Here is a 16686-nt window from a genome sequence, read left to right on the forward strand (position 1 = left end):
GCCTTTATCGTGACCTCGAGGAGCGCGAGGCCAAGATCCGGCGCCTGGTCGATGCCAATATCATCGGGATTTTGATCATGACTTTGGAGGGCGAGATCATCGAGGCCAACGACGCGTTCCTGAAGTGCGTGGGCTACGACCGGCAAGATCTCGCAGCGGGACATATCCGCTGGACGAAGCTGACGCCGCCCGAATGGCGATCCGTCGGCGAGCGGGCGGCGGCCGATATCCGCGCCAGGGGGAGCTGCGACCCGTTCGAAAAGGAATATTTTCGCAAGGACGGCAGTCGGGTGCCAGTGCTGATCGCCAGTGCCGCCTTCGACGAGGCGCGCAGCAAGGCGGTCATATTCGTGCTCGACCTGACCGAACTCAAGCGAGCCGAAGCGGAGGCCCGCGCCAGCGAGCAGCGGTATCGCGACATGCAGATGGAGCTGGCACATGCCAACCGGGTCGCGACCATCGGGCAGCTTACCGCCTCGATCGCCCATGAGGTCAATCAGCCGATCGCCGCAACCGTCACCAATGCCCAGGCCGCATTGCGCTGGATGGACATGGAGCAGCCGGATCTCGCAGAAGTCCGCCAGGCGCTTGATCGGATCGCCAGGGACGGCAGGCGGGCTGGCGAGGTCATTAGCCGCATACGCGGGCAGATCAAGAAAGCCCCACCACAGCAAGAGGTGGTCGACATCAATGAAACAATTGACGAGGTGATCAGCCTTGCCCGAAGCGAAATCACCAAGAGCGGGATAAAAGTGAACAGGCAGTTCGCCGATAGCCTGCCGCTCCTGCAGGGCGACCGGGTGCAACTGCAGCAGGTGATCCTGAACCTGGTCATCAACGCTACTGAAGCCATGGGCACCATGATCGACGGTTCACGCGAGCTGCGAGTTCGGACGATGAAGGAGGGCGCCAACTGCCTGTGCGTGGCCGTGGCTGATACAGGCCCCGGCCTCGGACCAGAGCTGCTCGAACGGATTTTCAGTCCCTTCTACACGACCAAGCCTGGCGGCATGGGTCTCGGTCTGTCGATCTGCCGTTCGATCGTCGAAGCGCATGGAGGTCGATTGTGGGCTGAGGCAGATAATCCCCGCGGCGCGGTCTTTCAATTCACCCTGACTTCAGTACCGGGTCCGCCTCTTCCCGCTGAACATGCCGACACGCTAGTGGGTGGTTAGTCCGTGGCTCTGACCGGATCGTAATCGATGGCTGTTCGACGGTGCCTGGGTTCTTCCGTTGGTCCGAGATGAATGAGTTGGCCAATGATGTCGTGAAAGACGGCAAGACAGTTGGCGTAGAGGAGCTTTTCATGTTCAAAGGCCGCCATTTCGACCGTTCCGTGATCCTGCTGTGTGTGCGCTGGTACTGACCTACAATCTCAGTCTTCGCCGAGCAGGCTGTGTTCCGGCACGCAAATTTAATACTCAATACCGTTTGACAGCGCGGATCCTCGAACCCACCCGCCAGCTACGTGCAAGCCGCCTCCGCTATACATCCTGAGGGTGCAAGATTCCCAAGATGCGAAATCGCGCATTCATAGCCGCAGGAACTGCGGTTAATCCCGTTACGGCCCAAAGGGACCGTTCTTCCATAGAGGTTTAACGATGGTGAGCTTAAATCCCTCAGTTTACGGAAATCCGGCTTTGGCTTTGGCGCTTTACAGACCAGAAGCCTTGGCAGCGCATCAGGCGAAGCCGATAGACACGACTGGCGGACCTTCGGCAAATCTAATCCCCGACGACGGAAATGTAGATGACTTCATCTACGATCCCGCCGGCAAATTTACTTCAGGCCGCGAGAACCTTCCTGCTTCGGCTACGCAAGAATTCAGTGCGCCAGCGAGGGACGCCTCTGCAAATTTTTGGGAACATCCTGGTAAATTTCAAAAGGATATCGAGAAGAACAATCCCGCCTATCGGCATTTTCAAGAATTGATCGCTGAAAGCGGAGGATACGAAGAAAATGCCATCAAAGACATCGCCGCCAGCCCGCAAAATCAGGCTATGAAGGAGGCGGGCGTCCGTGACGAAGCACCGAAACGTGCCAACGACCTGATCATGTGGACGAGTGGCCTCAATAACTTCATTGCCGCGTCGAAAACAGAGCAATATCAGACGGATGAAGCCTATCGGAATAAAATAGACGCGCTAACTGGCCGTCTGAAGGACATTATTTCGAACAATGTCCGCTATTTGACCAGCCAGACGAGCGTGAGCGGCACGTTAATTCAGGCCAATAACGACGGCACATATTCCATACCTGATTTCACGATCGGTTACGATGGAGACGTGCTCTATGCGCATTCTTCCACTGGCGGATCGCCCGATGCAGTTTGAGACCCCATTCAGCTAAAAGCCGGAGGTGCGGTCGCGCCTTCGCCTGGCGGAAAGTGGCAGCGAAGCGACGTAGTCGCTCTCGAAGGGACTCGAACCGCAGACCTGTGAATTCGATTCCGGCGTCATAAATGATTTATGGAACTAAAGGCGTGGCACGGGACTCAAGCTTGCGTTGCCGTCTCGGGTTTCGTGTTGCTGAGGCGCACGAAGCTCATGGATATGTGCGAGCGGCGAATGTGGCTTGCGGCGCTGACGTCGCCGATCTCGACGGCGGTACGAACCTCGGCGATTTCGCGGGCAAAGATTGCCACCTCTTGCGCGAGGTTCATTTGGGAAATCGATTTGAGCCAAATCCGTGCAGTCTGATAGTAGAGGCGTTCGGAGATTTCGCGCAACGGTTCGTTCTCGGTCAGCCGCATCAGGCCGTGGAAGAAATCGATATTAAGCTGGGCGAAGGCGCGCGGATCGGGCTTCTGCTGCAGATCGCTTCCACGGCGCTCGAGTTCACGGAATAGCCCAATCGTTTCGGGCGTCGGCGGAACGGGTGACAGTTTTCCGACCAGTTCGGCAAGTTCCATGCGAAGCTGATAGACTTGGACGAATGCATCGATTTCCACATCCGTCACTATCGTGCCCACGCCATGCACGGATCGCAGGAGACCCTGGGATTCGAGCCAGCCGAGCACGCGCCTGAGCGGCGTCCGGCTGATGCCGAATTCGGCGGCGAGCGCCTCTTCGCTGAGCCGTGTTCCCGGCGGATAGTCAAGAAGGCAGATACGATTTCTGAGCAGCGTATAGATGCGCTGAAAGCGTTCGCGCGAGGCGTTCACCTGCGTTTCGTCACCGCCGCCGGACTTCGCCGCTCTAGCCATTTCGTAATCGTTGTCCGTCTCATATTCACGCATGGACGATGGATCCTTTGTCGGGTCTCATCGTCCCTTACATCAAGTGATGAGCCTCTGCTTCAGTCCGCTTAGCATATCCAGACAGGCCTTCAACTGATCGAGGCTTACAAATTCGTCTGGCTTGTGGGCCTGGGCGATGGAACCCGGTCCACAGACCACGGTAGAAATGCCGAGCTGCTGGAAGAGCCCGGCCTCCGTGCCGAAGGAAACGACATCCGCGGTCGTTGCGCCGGTCAGCGCGGAGACGATGGCCCGGGCCTCGTTTTCCGTCGTCGGCTCGAGGCCGTCGATCTCGCCCACCACATGCGTGTGGATGGCCGCCGAGGGACAGACCGAACGCATGGAGGGAAGCAGGACTTCCTCACAATAGGCCCTTATGTGGCTTTTGACATAGTCGGCATCCGCCCGGCGGATCGGCCGCATCTCCCATTCGACGGCGCAATGACCGGCGATCACATTGCGGGCCGTGCCGCCCTGGATGCGGCCCGCCTGCAGCGTCGTCCATGGCGGGGTGAAGGGGCTCGCCGGAACCGCCTCCCGAAGTTCTTTGCCGATCTCCAGCAGCCGGCCAATATAGCGAACCGCGTATTCAATGGCATTCACGCCGAGATCGGGATTGGAAGCGTGACCCTCCAGTCCGGTGAATTCGGTCGTGTATTCATAGCAGCCCTTGTGCCCCTCGATGATGCGCATCTCTGTCGGTTCGCCGATGATGGCGACCGAGGGCTTGAGCTCGATGCGCCTGAGTTCGGCAGCCAGCTCCTGGCCGCCGAGGCAGCCCACTTCCTCATCGAAGGTAAAGGCGAAGTGAACCGGCCTCCTGAGATCGAGGCTCGCATAGTCCGGCGCTATGGCGAGTGCTGCGGCGATGAACCCCTTCATGTCGCAGGTGCCGCGGCCGTAAAGACGCCCATCCGCCTCGCGCAGCGAAAAAGGGTCTGATTGCCACTCGTCCCCTTCCGCCGGCACGACGTCGGTATGGCCTGATAGCACGATGCCGCCATCGCACTCCGGCCCGATGGAGGCAAAGAGGTTCGCCTTCGTTCCGCTCTGGTCGCGCATCACGGAGACACGCGCTCCGCAATCGTTCAGGCGGGCGGCGGCGTAAGCGATCAGCGCGAGGTTGCTGTCGGACGAGACAGTCGGAAAGGCGACGAGATCGGCAAGGATCGAGCGCGTCTCGGAAATGAGCATTCTATCAGTCCTTGACGATCAGCTTGCGCGGTCTGCTGCAGAGGCATTCCGCGGCGCCATTTTCGCGGATCAGGATGGTCTCGGTGATTTCCATGCCCCAGTCCTGCATCCAGAGGCCCGGCATGAAATGGAAGGTCATGCCCGGTTCGAGTACGGACTGATCCTCCTCGCGCAACGAGATCGTGCGCTCGCCCCAGTCCGGCGGATAGGAGAGACCGACCGGATAGCCGCAGCGGGCGCCGCGTTCGATGCCCGCACGCTCGAGCGGCGCGGCAAGCGCTTTGGCGATGTCGCAGGCCCGGTTGCCGGCGCGCGCGGCCTCCAGACCGGCTTCGAGACCCTCCACCAGGGCCTTCTCCGCCTCGAGCAGGAAGGCAGGCGGCTTGCCGAGAAAAACGGTCCGGCAGAAAGGTGCGTGATAGCGACGGTAGCAGCCGGCGATTTCGAAGAAGGTCGCGGTTCCCGTTTCGGTTTCCCGATCGTCCCATGTCAGGTGCGGTGCGGCGGCGTCGCTGCCGCTTGGAAGCAAGGGCACGATCGCCGCATAGTCACCCCAAGCGTCGTCGGTGCCGCGCACGGCGTCGCCAAGGATGTCGGCGACCAGCTCGTTCTTCTTCAGGCCCGGCCGCATACGCTCCGCAATACCGTCCACGATCTTTTCGGAAATGCGTGCCGCCTTGCGCATGAAGGCGATTTCCTCGCCGCTCTTGACGTTCCGCTGCCAGTTGACGAGCGCGGTCGCGTCGACGAGATCCGCGTCCGGCAGCTCCTCCCGCAAAGTTAGGTAGGCCTTGGCGGAGAAATAATAGTTCTCGAGCTCGAGGCCGATGCGTCTGCTGCTGTAGCCCTTGTCCCGGAGGATTGCCGCCAGCGCCTGCATGGGGTGGCGCTCGGTCGATTGCACGTAATTGTCGGCGTAGAAGGTGACGCGGTCATCGGCCATCCAGACGGTGCGATAGGCGCCGTTGGCGTCCTGCCTGCGGCCCCACCAGATGGGGTCCTCGTCGTGGAACACGATGACGCCCTGATGCACGTAGAAGGACCAGCCGTCGTAACCCGTCAGCCAAGCCATGTTGGAGGGATCCTCCACGAAGAGAACATCGATCCCCTTCTTCTCCATGGCCGCGCGGGTCTTAGCCAGACGGCGGGAAAACTCATCCTGGGAAAAGGGCAAGCGCTTGACGATCATGGTTCCTCCGGGAGTGACGTTTATTCGTGCAAATGCTGTATTTGTGTACAATGCACTTTAAATGAGGCTACAAATCCCAAAAAATAGCAAGAAAAATATTGACAATCGCGCCATCTGGATGCTGTTGTGTACAACATAATAAAAATTCGCGTGGGATCAACAAACAGAAAATGGGAGCAAATCATGAATCGGAAAATGCTTGGGGCGGCTGCGGCCACCGCAATTCTCGTGGCTTTCGGCGCCAGTGCGGCAGGCGCGGTCACGCTGCAGGAGATCGAGGACCGTGGCTACATCCGCGTTGCGGTCGCCAACGAAATTCCCTACGGCTTCATGGACCCGAGCGGTGCTGCGAAGGGTGCCGGACCTGATGTCGCCACAGCCGTTCTCGGCAAGCTCGGCATCGCGGCCGACAACATCCAGTGGGTGGTCACGAATTTCTCATCGCTCATTCCGGGGCTCCAGGCCAATCGCTTCGACATGACCGCCAGCGAAATGGCGATCCGCCCCGAGCGCTGCCAGAAGGTCGTCTATTCCGAGCCGAACACATCCTACGGTGAGGGTCTGCTCGTGCCGGCCGGCAATCCGAAGGGCGTGAAGACCTATTCCGATTTTGCCAAGGAAGGCATGAAGGTCGCGGTCATGGCCGGCGCCGACCAGCTTCACATGATGCAGTCGCTCGGCGTGCCGGAAGGCAACATCGTCACCATCGCCGCAAACTCCGATGCGATCTCGACCGTCTCGACCGGTCGCGCCGATGCCTATGCCGCGACGGGACTGACGGCCAGCGAACTGGCAGCCAAGAGCGACAAGGTCGCGATCGTGGATGATTTCAAGGATCCGGTCGTCGACGGCAAGGAAGTTCGCAGCTGGGGCGGCTTCAACTTCAATTCGGACTCCAAGGATCTTGTCGAGGCCTTCAACAAGGAGCTCGAAGCCTTCAAGAAGACCGACGACTGGAAGAAGATCCTTACCGGCTATGGCTTCACGCCCGCAGATATCGAAGGCTCGTCCGCCAAGACGACCAAAGACCTCTGCGCAATGTGATCAAGCGGATCACACCGGATATGACGGCCACCGGCCGGGGCGAAAATGGCAAAGCTCCGGCCGATCCTGTTTAGAGCGGGACGCCGGCATGTCGGCCGATAATAATGGGGAAAGTCGCGGATGCATTGGACGGAATATCTTGGCCCGCTTGCCCAGGGCGCCAAGGTCACTATCGAACTTACCGTATATTCGACCATTCTCGGCGGAATATTCTCCTTCCTGTTCGGGATCGGAAAGCTCTCGCCCAACTGGTTCGTCAAGGGCTTCTCGATCGTCTACATCGAAGTCTTCCGCGGCACATCGCTGCTCGTCCAGCTTTTCTGGCTCTATTTCGCGCTCCCGATCGCCGGTGACATGATCGGGCTCGATCTGAGGCTGCCGCCCGTCGCCGCGGGGGTGCTGGCCCTGGCGCTCAATATCGGCGCCTATGGCGCCGAGGTGGTGCGCGGTGCGATCCAGGCCGTCAGCCGCAACCAGTACGAGGCGGCGACCGCGCTCAACTTCACGCCGCGCCAGGCGCTTTTTCGCGTGGCCCTGCCGCAGGCGCTACCGGAGATGATGCCGAGTTTTTGCAACCTTGCCGTCCAGAACCTGAAGGACACGGCGCTCGTATCCCTCATCAGCCTTGCCGACCTCGCCTTCAAGGCGGAACAGCTGCGCAACTTCTATCAGGACTCGACCACGATCTACATGATCATTCTGTTCATGTATTTCGGCATGGCCCTGGTGCTGACGCTGATCATGCGCATCCTGGAAAACTCGCTCAGCCGCTGGCGCGGCTACAGGAGGTAGGCCCATGCTGTTCGGATACGAATGGGATACCGCTAACGGCGAACTGGCTTTCGCGATCTCCATCCTGCCCATACTGCTGCACGGACTTCTGGTAACGATTGAAGCCTCCATCCTCGGCTTCTTCGTCGCCATGGTCATCGGCCTCCTGCTGGCCGTCCTGAAGGGCGCGCCGTCGCGGTTCATCTCGTGGCCTGCGACCTTCATCACGGAGTTCATCCGCGACACGCCGCTGCTCGTCCAGCTCTTCTTTCTCTATTACGTGCTGCCGGACTACGGCATCGTGCTGCCGGCCTTCATGACCGGCGCCCTGGCGCTCGGCATTCAGTACAGTGCCTATACCTCCGAGGTCTATCGGGCCGGTATCGATGCGATCGATCGTGGCCAGCACGAAGCATCCAAGGCGCTCGACCTGCCGCCGCGCCGCACCTTCACGCATATCATCCTCCCGCAGGCGGTGCCGCGCATCATCCCGGCGCTCGGCAACTATCTCGTTTCGATCATGAAGGACGTGCCGGTGCTGTCGGTGGTCACCGTGCTGGAAATGCTGAACGTCGCCAAGATCATCGGTGATCAGACCTTCGACTATCTGGTGCCACTGTCGATGGTCGGCGGCCTTTATCTGATCCTGACCATCTTCGCATCCGCGCTGGTGCGCTATCTCGATATTAATCTACCGAAGGGAGGTATCCCGTTAAGATGAGCGAGCCAGTCATCGTTTTCGACAAGGTCAAGAAGGCCTATGGCAACTTCGTCGTCATCAACGATCTCGATTTCACCGTTTCTCCAGGAGAAAAGGTGACGATCATCGGTCCGTCGGGTTCCGGCAAGTCGACCGTTCTCAGGATCCTGATGACGCTGGAAAAGATCAGCGGGGGCACCGTGTATGTCGGCGGAGAGCCCCTGTGGCACGAGCGCAGGAATGGCGATCTCGTCCCGGCCGGAGAGAACCATCTCCGCGAAATGCGCAAGCAGCTTGGGATGGTGTTCCAGCAATTCAATCTCTTCCCGCATATGACGGTCCTCAGAAACCTCATGGAAGCGCCGCACGTGGTGCTGGGCCTTTCCAAGGCCGAGGCCAGGGGGCGGGCTGAAGAGCTGCTGGAGCTTGTCGGCCTCAAGGAACATGCGCAGAAATTCCCGGGCCAGCTTTCCGGCGGGCAACAGCAGCGCGTCGGCATCGCCCGGGCGCTCGCCATGCGGCCCCGCATCATGCTGTTCGACGAACCGACGTCGGCGCTCGACCCGGAACTGGTCGGCGAAGTGCTGAACGTCATTCGCAGGCTCGCCTCCGAGCACGATCTCACGATGCTGATGGTGACCCACGAGATGCGCTTCGCCCGCGAGATTTCCGACCGCGTATGCTTCTTCGACAAGGGCAAGATCCACGAGGAAGGAACGCCGGCGGAGATCTTCGGCAATCCGCAGAAGGAGCGCACGCAGCAGTTCCTGAGGGCGGTGACGGAGGGGTGAATGAGCGGTCGTGAACTGATCACGCTTGCCGATGTGTTGGCTGCGCGCGCACGGATCGTCGGCATTGCCATGCGCACGCCTCTCGTTCCCTCGCCCTTCATGACCCGAAAGGCGGGCCGGGAATTTCTGTTGAAGCTGGAGATCGCCCAGCCGATCGGCGCCTTCAAGATCCGCGGCGCGGCCAACGCAATCGCGCGTTTGCCTGCCGAAGCAAAGGGCGTCGCCTGCTGCTCGACCGGCAATCACGGCCGGGGCGTTGCCTATGCCGCGCAAAAGCGAGGCATCCCGGCTGTCGTGTGCATGTCGTCCCTCGTCCCGCAGGCGAAGGTCGAGGGTATTCGCGCGCTTGGCGCCGATGTCCGCATCGTCGGCAGGAGCCAGGATGACGCACAGGCCGAGTGCACACGCCTGTGTGCCGAGGACGGCTTCAGTGAAGTGCCGCCCTTCGACCACGCCGATGTGATCGCCGGCCAGGGCACGATCGGCCTCGAGATTCTGGAGGACCGCCCGGACGTCGCCTCGTTGCTCGTTCCGCTCTCCGGCGGCGGCCTTGCCGCCGGCGTCGCGCTTGCCGCCAAGGCGATCCGGCCGGATATTCGTGTGATCGGCATTTCCATGGATCGAGGCGCTGCGATGGCCGCGTCGCTTGTCGCCGGAAGGCCGGTCGAGGTGGAAGAAGTGCCGAGCCTTGCCGATTCCCTCGGCGGCGGCATCGGACTCGACAACCGCTATACGTTCGATCTCTGCCGGGAACTGATCGACGACATGGTTCTTGTGAGCGAGGCCGAAATCTACCGGGCCATGCAGGTGCTCTATTTCGAGGACCGATTTGTGGCCGAAGGCGCAAGCGTCGTGGGACTGGCCGCCGTGCTTTCCGGGAAGCTTTCTCTGCCGGAAGGACCAACCGCCAGCATCGTCACCGGGCGCAATCTCGACATGCCGACATTCACGAAAATCATATCGGGCGAGGACGTGATGCTCGGCGACGTTTTAATGGAAGGCACGCTTTATGGCGCATGACATCGTGATCCTGACCGAGAAGGAGCTCCGAAGGGCAGTCCCGCTCGATCTTGCCGCCATCGACATCGTCGAGCGGGCATTCGCGGCCCTCGCCACGGGCGAGGTGATCATGCCACCGATCCTTTCGATGGCGATCCCGCAGGCCAATGGGGAGGTCGATGTCAAAACCGCCTATATCCCCGGTCTCGACGGCTTCGCCATCAAGGTCAGCCCGGGCTTCTTCGACAATCCTAAAATCGGCCTGCCGAGCCTCAACGGATTGATGATCCTCTTTTCTGCGAAGACGGGCCTCGTCAAGGCTCTGCTGCTGGACAACGGTTACCTCACCGATGTGCGCACGGCCGCGGCAGGCGCCGTTGCGGCACGCCATCTGGCGCCGGCCGATGTCGTGACCGCGGGGGTAATGGGCACCGGCGTCCAGGCTCGGCTGCAGATCGAAGCGGCGCATCTCGTTCGTCCCTTCAGGCGCGTCATCGTCTGGGGCAGAGACCTTGCGAAAGCAGAGGCCTGCGCCGCCGATCTCGCGGCGCGGCTTGGCATCGAAGCGCGCGGCGAGGCGAACCCGGCGCGGCTCGTGGCCGAAAGCCAGCTCGTCATCACCACCACGCCTTCACGCGAACCGATATTGAAGGCCGAATGGCTGCATCCCGGCCTGCACATTACCGCGATGGGATCCGACCAGGAGGAAAAGAACGAGATCGACCCGAAGGCGCTCGCGAGCGCCGATCTCTATGTCTGCGACCGGGTGAGCCAATGCGAGAAGCTCGGCGAACTGCGCAGCGCGATCGCCGCCGGCCTCTGGACGACGGGAGCGCCGGCGGAACTCGGCGCGGTGCTGACCGGAAGAACCGCTGGACGCAAGAGTGAAAGCGACGTGACGATTTCAGACCTGACGGGTACCGGAGCGCAAGATACCGCGATCGCCACCTTTGCCCGCGCGCGTTGCGAGGCCCAGGGTGCGGGCAACGTGATGAATGTGTGAGATGGCTCGGTTCGAGCAGCAAGTGACGTCATGTTGAAACTCGACAATCGCGATATCGAAATCCTGAAGATCCTTTCGAGCGAAGCCCGCATTTCGAAGGCTGACCTCGCGAGCAGGATCAATCTGAGCCCGAGTCCGTGCTGGGAGCGCCTGAGCCGGCTGGAAAAGGCCGGCGTAATCAGCAGCTACAGGGCGGAGATCTCGCTGAAATCCATCGTTTCGAGCGTCACCGTCTTTGTCACCGTCGAGCTCGAGCATCATCGCTCGGACGCGTTCCAGGCGTTTGAGCGGGCAGTGAAGGCCAAGGAGGAGATCGTCGCTTGCTGGGCACTGGGCGGCGGCTTCGATTACCTCCTGCACATCGTCACCCGCGATATCGACAGCTATCAGCGCCTGATCGATCGGCTCCTGGAGCAGCCGCTGGGGGTCGCGCGCTACTACACCTACATCGTGACCAAGCCTGTGAAAGAGGGCGGAGCGCTGCCTTTCGACAGCCTGTTCGAGAACGGAAGAGAAGAAGCTGCCATCGAGGGTGGCAAATAAAGATATTTCGTCTGCCGCCAATGCCTGGAAAAGACAATTCGGCTGCCTCGTTCGAGGGATCATGAAGCCTGATCAATGGGAAGAGGTGCAGCATGGCATATCCGGCCGAAGCTCCGAAATCGCTGCTGACAGGGTTCAGCGACCACAGGCTGATACGCCAGTTCGCCTATATCGGCGGGCACTGGGTGGCTTCCGCTCGCAATGAGACGTTCGCGGTGACAGACCCCGCAAGCGGCGGCTGGCTAGGCGATGTGGCAAGCCTCTCGGCCGAGGAGAGCCGTGCCGCGATCGACGCGGCCGATCGCGCCTTTGCCGGCTGGGCCGCAGCCCTGCCGCAGGAGCGGTCACGCATCCTGCGGCACTGGTTCGAGCTGATCGTAAAGAACCGCGAAGACCTAGCCCGCCTGATGGTGCTCGAACAGGGCAAGCCGATCTCCGAGGCCCGCGGCGAGATCGACTATGCGGCATCCTTCGTCGAATACTATGCGGAGCAGGCAAAGCGCCCGGATATCTCCAGCGTGACCTCGCATCTACCGGATGCCGAGATGGAAGTCTGGCTGGAGCCGGTCGGTGTCGCGGCGCTCATCACGCCCTGGAATTTTCCGTCCGCCATGCTGACCCGGAAAGCCGCCGCGGCCCTTGCCGCAGGATGCACGGTCATTACGCATCCGAGCCATGAAACGCCCTATTCGGCGCTCGCCCTTGCCGAGCTTGCCGAGCGGGCGGGATTTCCGGCCGGCGTCTTCAACGTCGTGACGGGACACGCTGCGACCGTCGCAGAACCATGGCTTGCCGATCCTCGCGTGCGCGCGCTTTCCTTCACCGGATCCACGGAGATCGGCAGGCTGCTCTATGGGCGTTCTGCCGATACGGTGAAACGTCTCGTGCTGGAACTGGGGGGCCACGCCCCCTTCCTTCTCTTTGCCGATGCCGAGATGGAGAGAGCGGTTGACGAGGCCGTGAAGGCGAAGTTCGCCACCTCTGGCCAGGATTGCCTGGGCGCCAATCGTTTCCTTGTCGAGCGGTCGGTTTACCAGGACTTCTGCCGCCGGTTTGCCGATCGCGCATCGGCGCTGACTGTCGGCGCCGGTCTTGATGACCCCGATATCGGCCCGCTGATGAACGAGAAAGCGGTGCTGAAGCAGGAAGAGCAGGTGGCCGACGCGCTGAGGCGCGGGGCGCGACTTCTCGCGGGAGGAAAGCGCCACGGCAAAGGTCCGCTCTTCTTCGAGGCGACCGTTCTCGTCGATGTTCCGCCGGACGCGCTGATCATGCGGGAAGAAACTTTCGGCCCGGTGGCGGCCATAGCGCCGTTCGACGGCGAGGAAGAGGCATTACGATGGGCAAACGATACCGAATACGGTCTCGTCGCCTATGTGCATACGCTGGATCCGCGCCGGATCTATAGGGCGAGCCGGAGCCTGAAATACGGCATGGTCGCCGTAAACCGGACGAAGGTCACCGGCGCGCCTATCCCGTTCGGCGGAATGAAACAGTCCGGACTCGGCCGTGAAGGGGCGCTTCACGGAATGCAGGCCTTCATGGACGTGAAATATGTCTGCCGCGATTGGGCATAACAGAAAGGAAAGACCGATGCTGACAAACGATCAACTCGACAAGTGGGATCGCGAGAACTTCCTCCATCCCTCGACCCATCTTGCCCAGCACGCGCGTGGCGAAAGTCCAAACCGCATCGTGACGGGCGGTTCCGGCGTCTATATCGAGGATCGCGACGGCAACCGCCTGCTCGATGCCTTTGCCGGGCTCTATTGTGTGAACGTCGGCTACGGCCGTACCGAGATCGCGGAGGCGATCGCGGCGCAGGCGAAAGAGCTCGCCTACTATCATGCCTATGTCGGCCACGGGACGGAAGCTTCGATCACGCTCGCCAAGATGATCCTGGACCGCGCACCGAAGAACATGTCCAAAGTCTATTTCGGGCTCGGCGGATCGGACGCAAACGAGACGAACGTCAAGCTCATCTGGTACTACAACAACATTCTCGGCAGGCCGGAGAAGAAGAAGATCATTTCGCGCTGGCGCGGCTATCATGGTTCCGGACTGATGACGGGATCATTGACCGGCCTGGAGCTCTTTCACAAGAAGTTCGACCTGCCGCTGGCGCAGGTGATCCATACCGAGGCCCCATACTATTACCGTCGTCCGGACGGCGCCATGAGCGAGGCGGATTTTTCGACATATTGCGCGGCGGAACTGGAAAAGTTGATCGAGCGCGAAGGCGCCGACACCATCGCAGCCTTCATCGGTGAGCCGGTCCTCGGCACGGGCGGTATTGTTCCCCCGCCGGCGGCATATTGGGATGCAATCCAGAAGGTGCTGCGCAAGCACGACATCCTGCTGATCGCCGACGAGGTCGTCACCGGTTTCGGCCGTCTCGGCACCATGTTCGGTTCCGACCACTACGGTATCGAAGCCGACATGATCACTATCGCCAAGGGCCTCACCTCGGCCTACGCCCCTCTTTCCAGCTCCGTCGTCTCACACAAGGTCTGGAAGGTTCTGGAACGGGGCACGGACGAGAATGGCGCGATCGGGCACGGCTGGACCTATTCGGCCCATCCGATCGGGGCTGCGGCAGGCGTCGCCAATCTGAAACTGATCGACGAACTCGGCCTCGTCGAAAATGCCGGCAAGACAGGCGCCTATTTCCTCAAGGCCATGAGGGAAGCACTCGGCGGCCATACCCATGTCGGCGAAGTGCGCGGCGAAGGCATGCTCTGCGCGATCGAATTCGTCGAGGATCGCGATGAGCGCCGCCTCTTCGATCCGGCGAAGAAGATCGGCCCTCAGGTCGCAGCCGCCCTACTCAAGCAGGGCGTAATCGGGCGGGCCATGCCCCAGGGCGATATTCTGGGCTTTGCCCCGCCGCTCTGCCTTACACCGGAAGAGGCCGACAAGGTCGTCGCAGCCGTGAAGGAAGCGGTCAAGGGTGTTCTGGGGTAAGCTGCGTCAGACCCCGTGCCGGCCTATAGCATGGGGTCCGAACTTCCGATGGAAGGCCTGTGACGCGCAGGGGTCCCTATGCTACGGGGCAATCTCTAGGAGTTTTTTTCGAGATCATAGATCTGTCCCGTCAACCATGCGGGCCAGTCGCGCTCGAAGAAGGACTTGGCGCTCTCATCGAATTTTCGGTTGGCGCGAGCCGCGATCTTGACGACGTCGCCTTGCCTGCGGACAACAATCTGCTCATCGCGATGGGCGTCGCGCTCTTTCCGGAAACGGTATTCCTCAAGCGCGCCAGAACTCGTCAACGGCACCGACTCGCCCTTCGTGTCGCAGATGGCCCGTGCTCCCCGGCTCCCTCCTCCGTTCCGGATGAAATGGTCGAGGGCCGACAGAACCGCCTCCGAAGCGAGTGCCATCTGCTGCCATTGGATCGCCCTACCCGCCTCGCCGGCGCGTTCGTAGGCGATCCCATTCTGCCGGATTTGGTCATTTAGGCTTCTCGCCGCCGCGAGTGCGGCGGAGACGCTCTCACCGTCGCAGATCAGGCCTGCCTTGTCGCTCATCCGAGCCTGGACCTCGGACCGGATTGACCTCACGGACAGGGAGCTGTCGGGCTTCACGACCGAAAGCACGTCTGAAAGAGCCGCGCCCGCGGGAATTCGTATGTCGGCGGCCGATGCGGTCTTTGCCTTGCCACTCGCCCCGATGTGCTCTGCGGCGCGCGTGCCGAAGACCTGACCCGCGTTGAGCGCGGCGCCGCCGGGGCGCGTCACCCCGTGCGTTCCCGCGGCCTCCCCGATCGCGTAGCAGCCCGCAAGGCTGCTACGGCCCCAGACGTCGACCATGATCCCGCCGTTCATGTGCTGGTTGTTGACGGCGAATTCGAGCGGTTCTGCGGCGATGTCGACCTTGTAGCGGCGGTACAGCTCGATCGCGAGCGGGTTCATGTGTCGTAGACGCTGGATCGGCGTATCCTGACCCGCGCCCGCGTTGCCAAGGTACCGCTTCACATCGTCGTCGAGCCGGCCAAGATCGAAAGGCAGGTCACCTGGAACAGGCAGGAGATTGCGATTGAAATCCATGAAGACGCGTCGGCCGGCGGCCGTCTCGCGATAGATCGCCAGGTCGACGAGGCTCGAGCCAAAATCCAGCATTCGCGTCGAGTGGAACGGCCATTGATAGCCTTTGCGGAAGATGTTCGACGCCATTTCCTGCGTGGTGCGATAGTATTTCGCGAGGAAATGATGCTCGGTTCCGTCGGCGTCAACCGAATAGATGTGAGGGATGGCCTGCACGTAGGTTCCGGAGAGATTCCACGGGAATCCTTCACGCCGCGTGCCGATACCGAACTGGCTTTCCGTCAAATTTACCAGCTCGATGCCTGCCTCGAGCGCGAGGCCCAGCGAACCGAAGCAACCGTTCGGATAGACGCTGTCGCGATAGAGCTCGCCCGGCCCGCCTGCCGCGAGCACGACTACCGGGGAGGCAAACAATGCAAGCCCGAGAGGATTCGCTTCGGTTCGATCGTTTACGCGAACCGCCAAGACACCTACCACGCGGCGTCCGTCGCCTTCGCCCTCCGTTAGGAGCTTGGCCGCTGTCGTATGGTTGTAGAACGGGATGTCGAGGCGGATCGCCTCCTCGGACAGAACCTTGACCATGAGACGGGACGTCCGTGGGCCGCAGCTCGTGGCTCGTCCCACCTCGTCGTGGTCGGTCTGATATCTCAGCGTGCCGCCGAGCGGGTCCTGCGGGAGCGGCAAGCCAAGGAATTGCAACGAGGCCATCATGCGTGCGGAACCAACCGCCTCGACATAGGCCGTGTCCTCGTCCATGGCGCCGCCCGCTCGGATGGCGCGGGCCATCGCCTTGAAATTGTCGCCCTGGTCGGCGGTGTTCCCCGTATGGAGGGTCTGCTTGTCCGAACCGGAACAGGCGGAAGTTCCTCCCCAGGCGCTCTGGCTCACGATGACGACGTCGTCGCCGCGACGCTTCATCTCGACCGCCGCCCGCAGTCCGGCGGCGCCGGATCCGACCACGACGCAACCGGCTCGATAGAGCGGCACATCGATCCCGCCGAGATTCACCGTTTCGGTGGCTGCGGCTTCCGGAAGAAGTTTCGGCATGTCGACGTCCGTGAGGGCGTCCAGGATGTGTTGAGGAACATCGATAGTCATGGATCTCTAGTCCTTGCTGGAAGGCCGTAAGTCGCAATGAGGCCGAGGACCACGGGCTGCCGCCGCCCAT

At 61.3% G+C, this 16686-nt stretch carries 15 protein-coding genes and 1 pseudogene; 12 read left to right on the top strand and 4 right to left on the bottom strand.

Annotated features, from left to right (window positions below):
- The 3 genes and pseudogenes from ACPYOJ_RS19680 to ACPYOJ_RS19690 all read left to right on the top strand — a co-directional run.
- Window positions 1-1175: sensor histidine kinase (locus ACPYOJ_RS19680; RefSeq protein ID WP_481417749.1), on the top strand; the 1175-nt coding region annotated here is incomplete at its 5' end.
- Between the two features lie 131 nt (window positions 1176-1306).
- A pseudogene (locus tag ACPYOJ_RS19685) lies at window positions 1307-1386 on the top strand (IS6 family transposase); the annotation flags it as partial.
- 215 nt (window positions 1387-1601) lie between these two features.
- On the top strand, window positions 1602-2333 hold the full coding sequence (locus tag ACPYOJ_RS19690; RefSeq protein ID WP_481417750.1) for a hypothetical protein: 732 nt from the start codon (window positions 1602-1604) through the stop codon (window positions 2331-2333).
- 161 nt (window positions 2334-2494) lie between these two features.
- On the opposite strand, the gene ACPYOJ_RS19695 is transcribed toward ACPYOJ_RS19690, so the two are convergent.
- From ACPYOJ_RS19695 to ACPYOJ_RS19705, 3 genes are read right to left on the bottom strand one after another with little or no spacing between them, the layout of a single operon-like run.
- Window positions 2495-3238, bottom strand: a complete 744-nt coding sequence (locus ACPYOJ_RS19695; RefSeq protein WP_481417751.1) for a GntR family transcriptional regulator — start codon at window positions 3236-3238, stop codon at window positions 2495-2497.
- A 39-nt stretch (window positions 3239-3277) separates the two neighbouring features.
- Window positions 3278-4432 carry an acetylornithine deacetylase gene (argE, locus tag ACPYOJ_RS19700; protein ID WP_481417752.1) on the bottom strand — a complete coding sequence of 385 codons (1155 nt, stop codon included), beginning with the start codon at window positions 4430-4432 and terminating at the stop codon, window positions 3278-3280.
- 4 nt (window positions 4433-4436) lie between these two features.
- Entirely contained in the window at window positions 4437-5621 is a 1185-nt protein-coding gene (locus ACPYOJ_RS19705; protein WP_481417753.1) for a M24 family metallopeptidase, read from the bottom strand.
- Window positions 5622-5804: 183 nt separating this feature from the next.
- On the opposite strand from ACPYOJ_RS19705, the gene ehuB reads away from it, so the two are divergent.
- The 9 genes from ehuB (at window position 5805) to ACPYOJ_RS19750 (ending at window position 14436) form a co-directional block, all read left to right on the top strand.
- Window positions 5805-6665: an ectoine/hydroxyectoine ABC transporter substrate-binding protein EhuB gene (ehuB, locus tag ACPYOJ_RS19710; RefSeq protein WP_481417754.1), complete on the top strand. Its 861-nt coding sequence runs from the start codon at window positions 5805-5807 to the stop codon at window positions 6663-6665.
- A 120-nt stretch (window positions 6666-6785) separates the two neighbouring features.
- Window positions 6786-7457 (top strand): ectoine/hydroxyectoine ABC transporter permease subunit EhuC, encoded by a 672-nt coding sequence (ehuC, locus tag ACPYOJ_RS19715; RefSeq protein ID WP_481417755.1) that lies wholly within the window; start codon window positions 6786-6788, stop codon window positions 7455-7457.
- Window positions 7458-7461: 4 nt separating this feature from the next.
- The gene (gene ehuD / locus ACPYOJ_RS19720) at window positions 7462-8157 is read left to right on the top strand and encodes an ectoine/hydroxyectoine ABC transporter permease subunit EhuD (protein WP_168832092.1); all 696 of its coding nucleotides are present in this window, start codon (window positions 7462-7464) and stop codon (window positions 8155-8157) included.
- Complete coding sequence (ehuA, locus tag ACPYOJ_RS19725; RefSeq protein ID WP_168832093.1) at window positions 8154-8927, top strand: ectoine/hydroxyectoine ABC transporter ATP-binding protein EhuA; 774 nt, start codon at window positions 8154-8156, stop codon at window positions 8925-8927. Before ehuD ends, ehuA begins: the two co-directional genes overlap by 4 nt.
- A complete protein-coding gene (gene eutB / locus ACPYOJ_RS19730; RefSeq protein ID WP_481417756.1) occupies window positions 8928-9947 on the top strand; it encodes a hydroxyectoine utilization dehydratase EutB in 1020 nt (339 codons plus the stop codon). It abuts the gene before it with no gap.
- Window positions 9937-10929, top strand: a complete 993-nt coding sequence (locus ACPYOJ_RS19735) for a cyclodeaminase (protein ID WP_481417757.1) — start codon at window positions 9937-9939, stop codon at window positions 10927-10929. The genes eutB and ACPYOJ_RS19735 overlap by 11 nt, the downstream gene beginning before the upstream one ends.
- 30 nt (window positions 10930-10959) lie before the next feature.
- Window positions 10960-11472, top strand: a complete 513-nt coding sequence (locus tag ACPYOJ_RS19740) for an Lrp/AsnC family transcriptional regulator (RefSeq protein WP_481417758.1) — start codon at window positions 10960-10962, stop codon at window positions 11470-11472.
- A gap of 92 nt (window positions 11473-11564) precedes the next feature.
- A complete protein-coding gene (locus tag ACPYOJ_RS19745; RefSeq protein WP_481417759.1) occupies window positions 11565-13049 on the top strand; it encodes an NAD-dependent succinate-semialdehyde dehydrogenase in 1485 nt (494 codons plus the stop codon).
- 16 nt (window positions 13050-13065) lie between these two features.
- A complete protein-coding gene (locus tag ACPYOJ_RS19750; protein WP_481417760.1) occupies window positions 13066-14436 on the top strand; it encodes an aminotransferase in 1371 nt (456 codons plus the stop codon).
- Window positions 14437-14531: 95 nt separating this feature from the next.
- Here the strand turns inward: ACPYOJ_RS19750 and ACPYOJ_RS19755 are convergent, their stop codons facing one another.
- Window positions 14532-16616 carry an FAD-binding protein gene (locus ACPYOJ_RS19755; RefSeq protein ID WP_481417761.1) on the bottom strand — a complete coding sequence of 695 codons (2085 nt, stop codon included), beginning with the start codon at window positions 16614-16616 and terminating at the stop codon, window positions 14532-14534.
- Window positions 16617-16686 lie beyond the last annotated feature (70 nt).

Source organism: Rhizobium sp. SVR5-9E (genome assembly GCF_056755095.1).

Coding starts and splice junctions, on each gene's coding strand:
- ACPYOJ_RS19695 (WP_481417751.1), bottom strand. CDS start 3,238: ATGCGTGAATATGAGACGGACAACGATTACGAAATGGCTAGAGCGGCG.
- ACPYOJ_RS19755 (WP_481417761.1), bottom strand. CDS start 16,616: ATGACTATCGATGTTCCTCAACACATCCTGGACGCCCTCACGGACGTC.
- eutB (WP_481417756.1), top strand. CDS start 8,928: ATGAGCGGTCGTGAACTGATCACGCTTGCCGATGTGTTGGCTGCGCGC.
- ACPYOJ_RS19750 (WP_481417760.1), top strand. CDS start 13,066: ATGCTGACAAACGATCAACTCGACAAGTGGGATCGCGAGAACTTCCTC.
- ACPYOJ_RS19735 (WP_481417757.1), top strand. CDS start 9,937: ATGGCGCATGACATCGTGATCCTGACCGAGAAGGAGCTCCGAAGGGCA.
- ehuB (WP_481417754.1), top strand. CDS start 5,805: ATGAATCGGAAAATGCTTGGGGCGGCTGCGGCCACCGCAATTCTCGTG.
- argE (WP_481417752.1), bottom strand. CDS start 4,432: ATGCTCATTTCCGAGACGCGCTCGATCCTTGCCGATCTCGTCGCCTTT.
- ACPYOJ_RS19740 (WP_481417758.1), top strand. CDS start 10,960: ATGTTGAAACTCGACAATCGCGATATCGAAATCCTGAAGATCCTTTCG.
- ehuD (WP_168832092.1), top strand. CDS start 7,462: ATGCTGTTCGGATACGAATGGGATACCGCTAACGGCGAACTGGCTTTC.
- ACPYOJ_RS19745 (WP_481417759.1), top strand. CDS start 11,565: ATGGCATATCCGGCCGAAGCTCCGAAATCGCTGCTGACAGGGTTCAGC.
- ehuA (WP_168832093.1), top strand. CDS start 8,154: ATGAGCGAGCCAGTCATCGTTTTCGACAAGGTCAAGAAGGCCTATGGC.
- ACPYOJ_RS19705 (WP_481417753.1), bottom strand. CDS start 5,621: ATGATCGTCAAGCGCTTGCCCTTTTCCCAGGATGAGTTTTCCCGCCGT.
- ACPYOJ_RS19690 (WP_481417750.1), top strand. CDS start 1,602: ATGGTGAGCTTAAATCCCTCAGTTTACGGAAATCCGGCTTTGGCTTTG.
- ehuC (WP_481417755.1), top strand. CDS start 6,786: ATGCATTGGACGGAATATCTTGGCCCGCTTGCCCAGGGCGCCAAGGTC.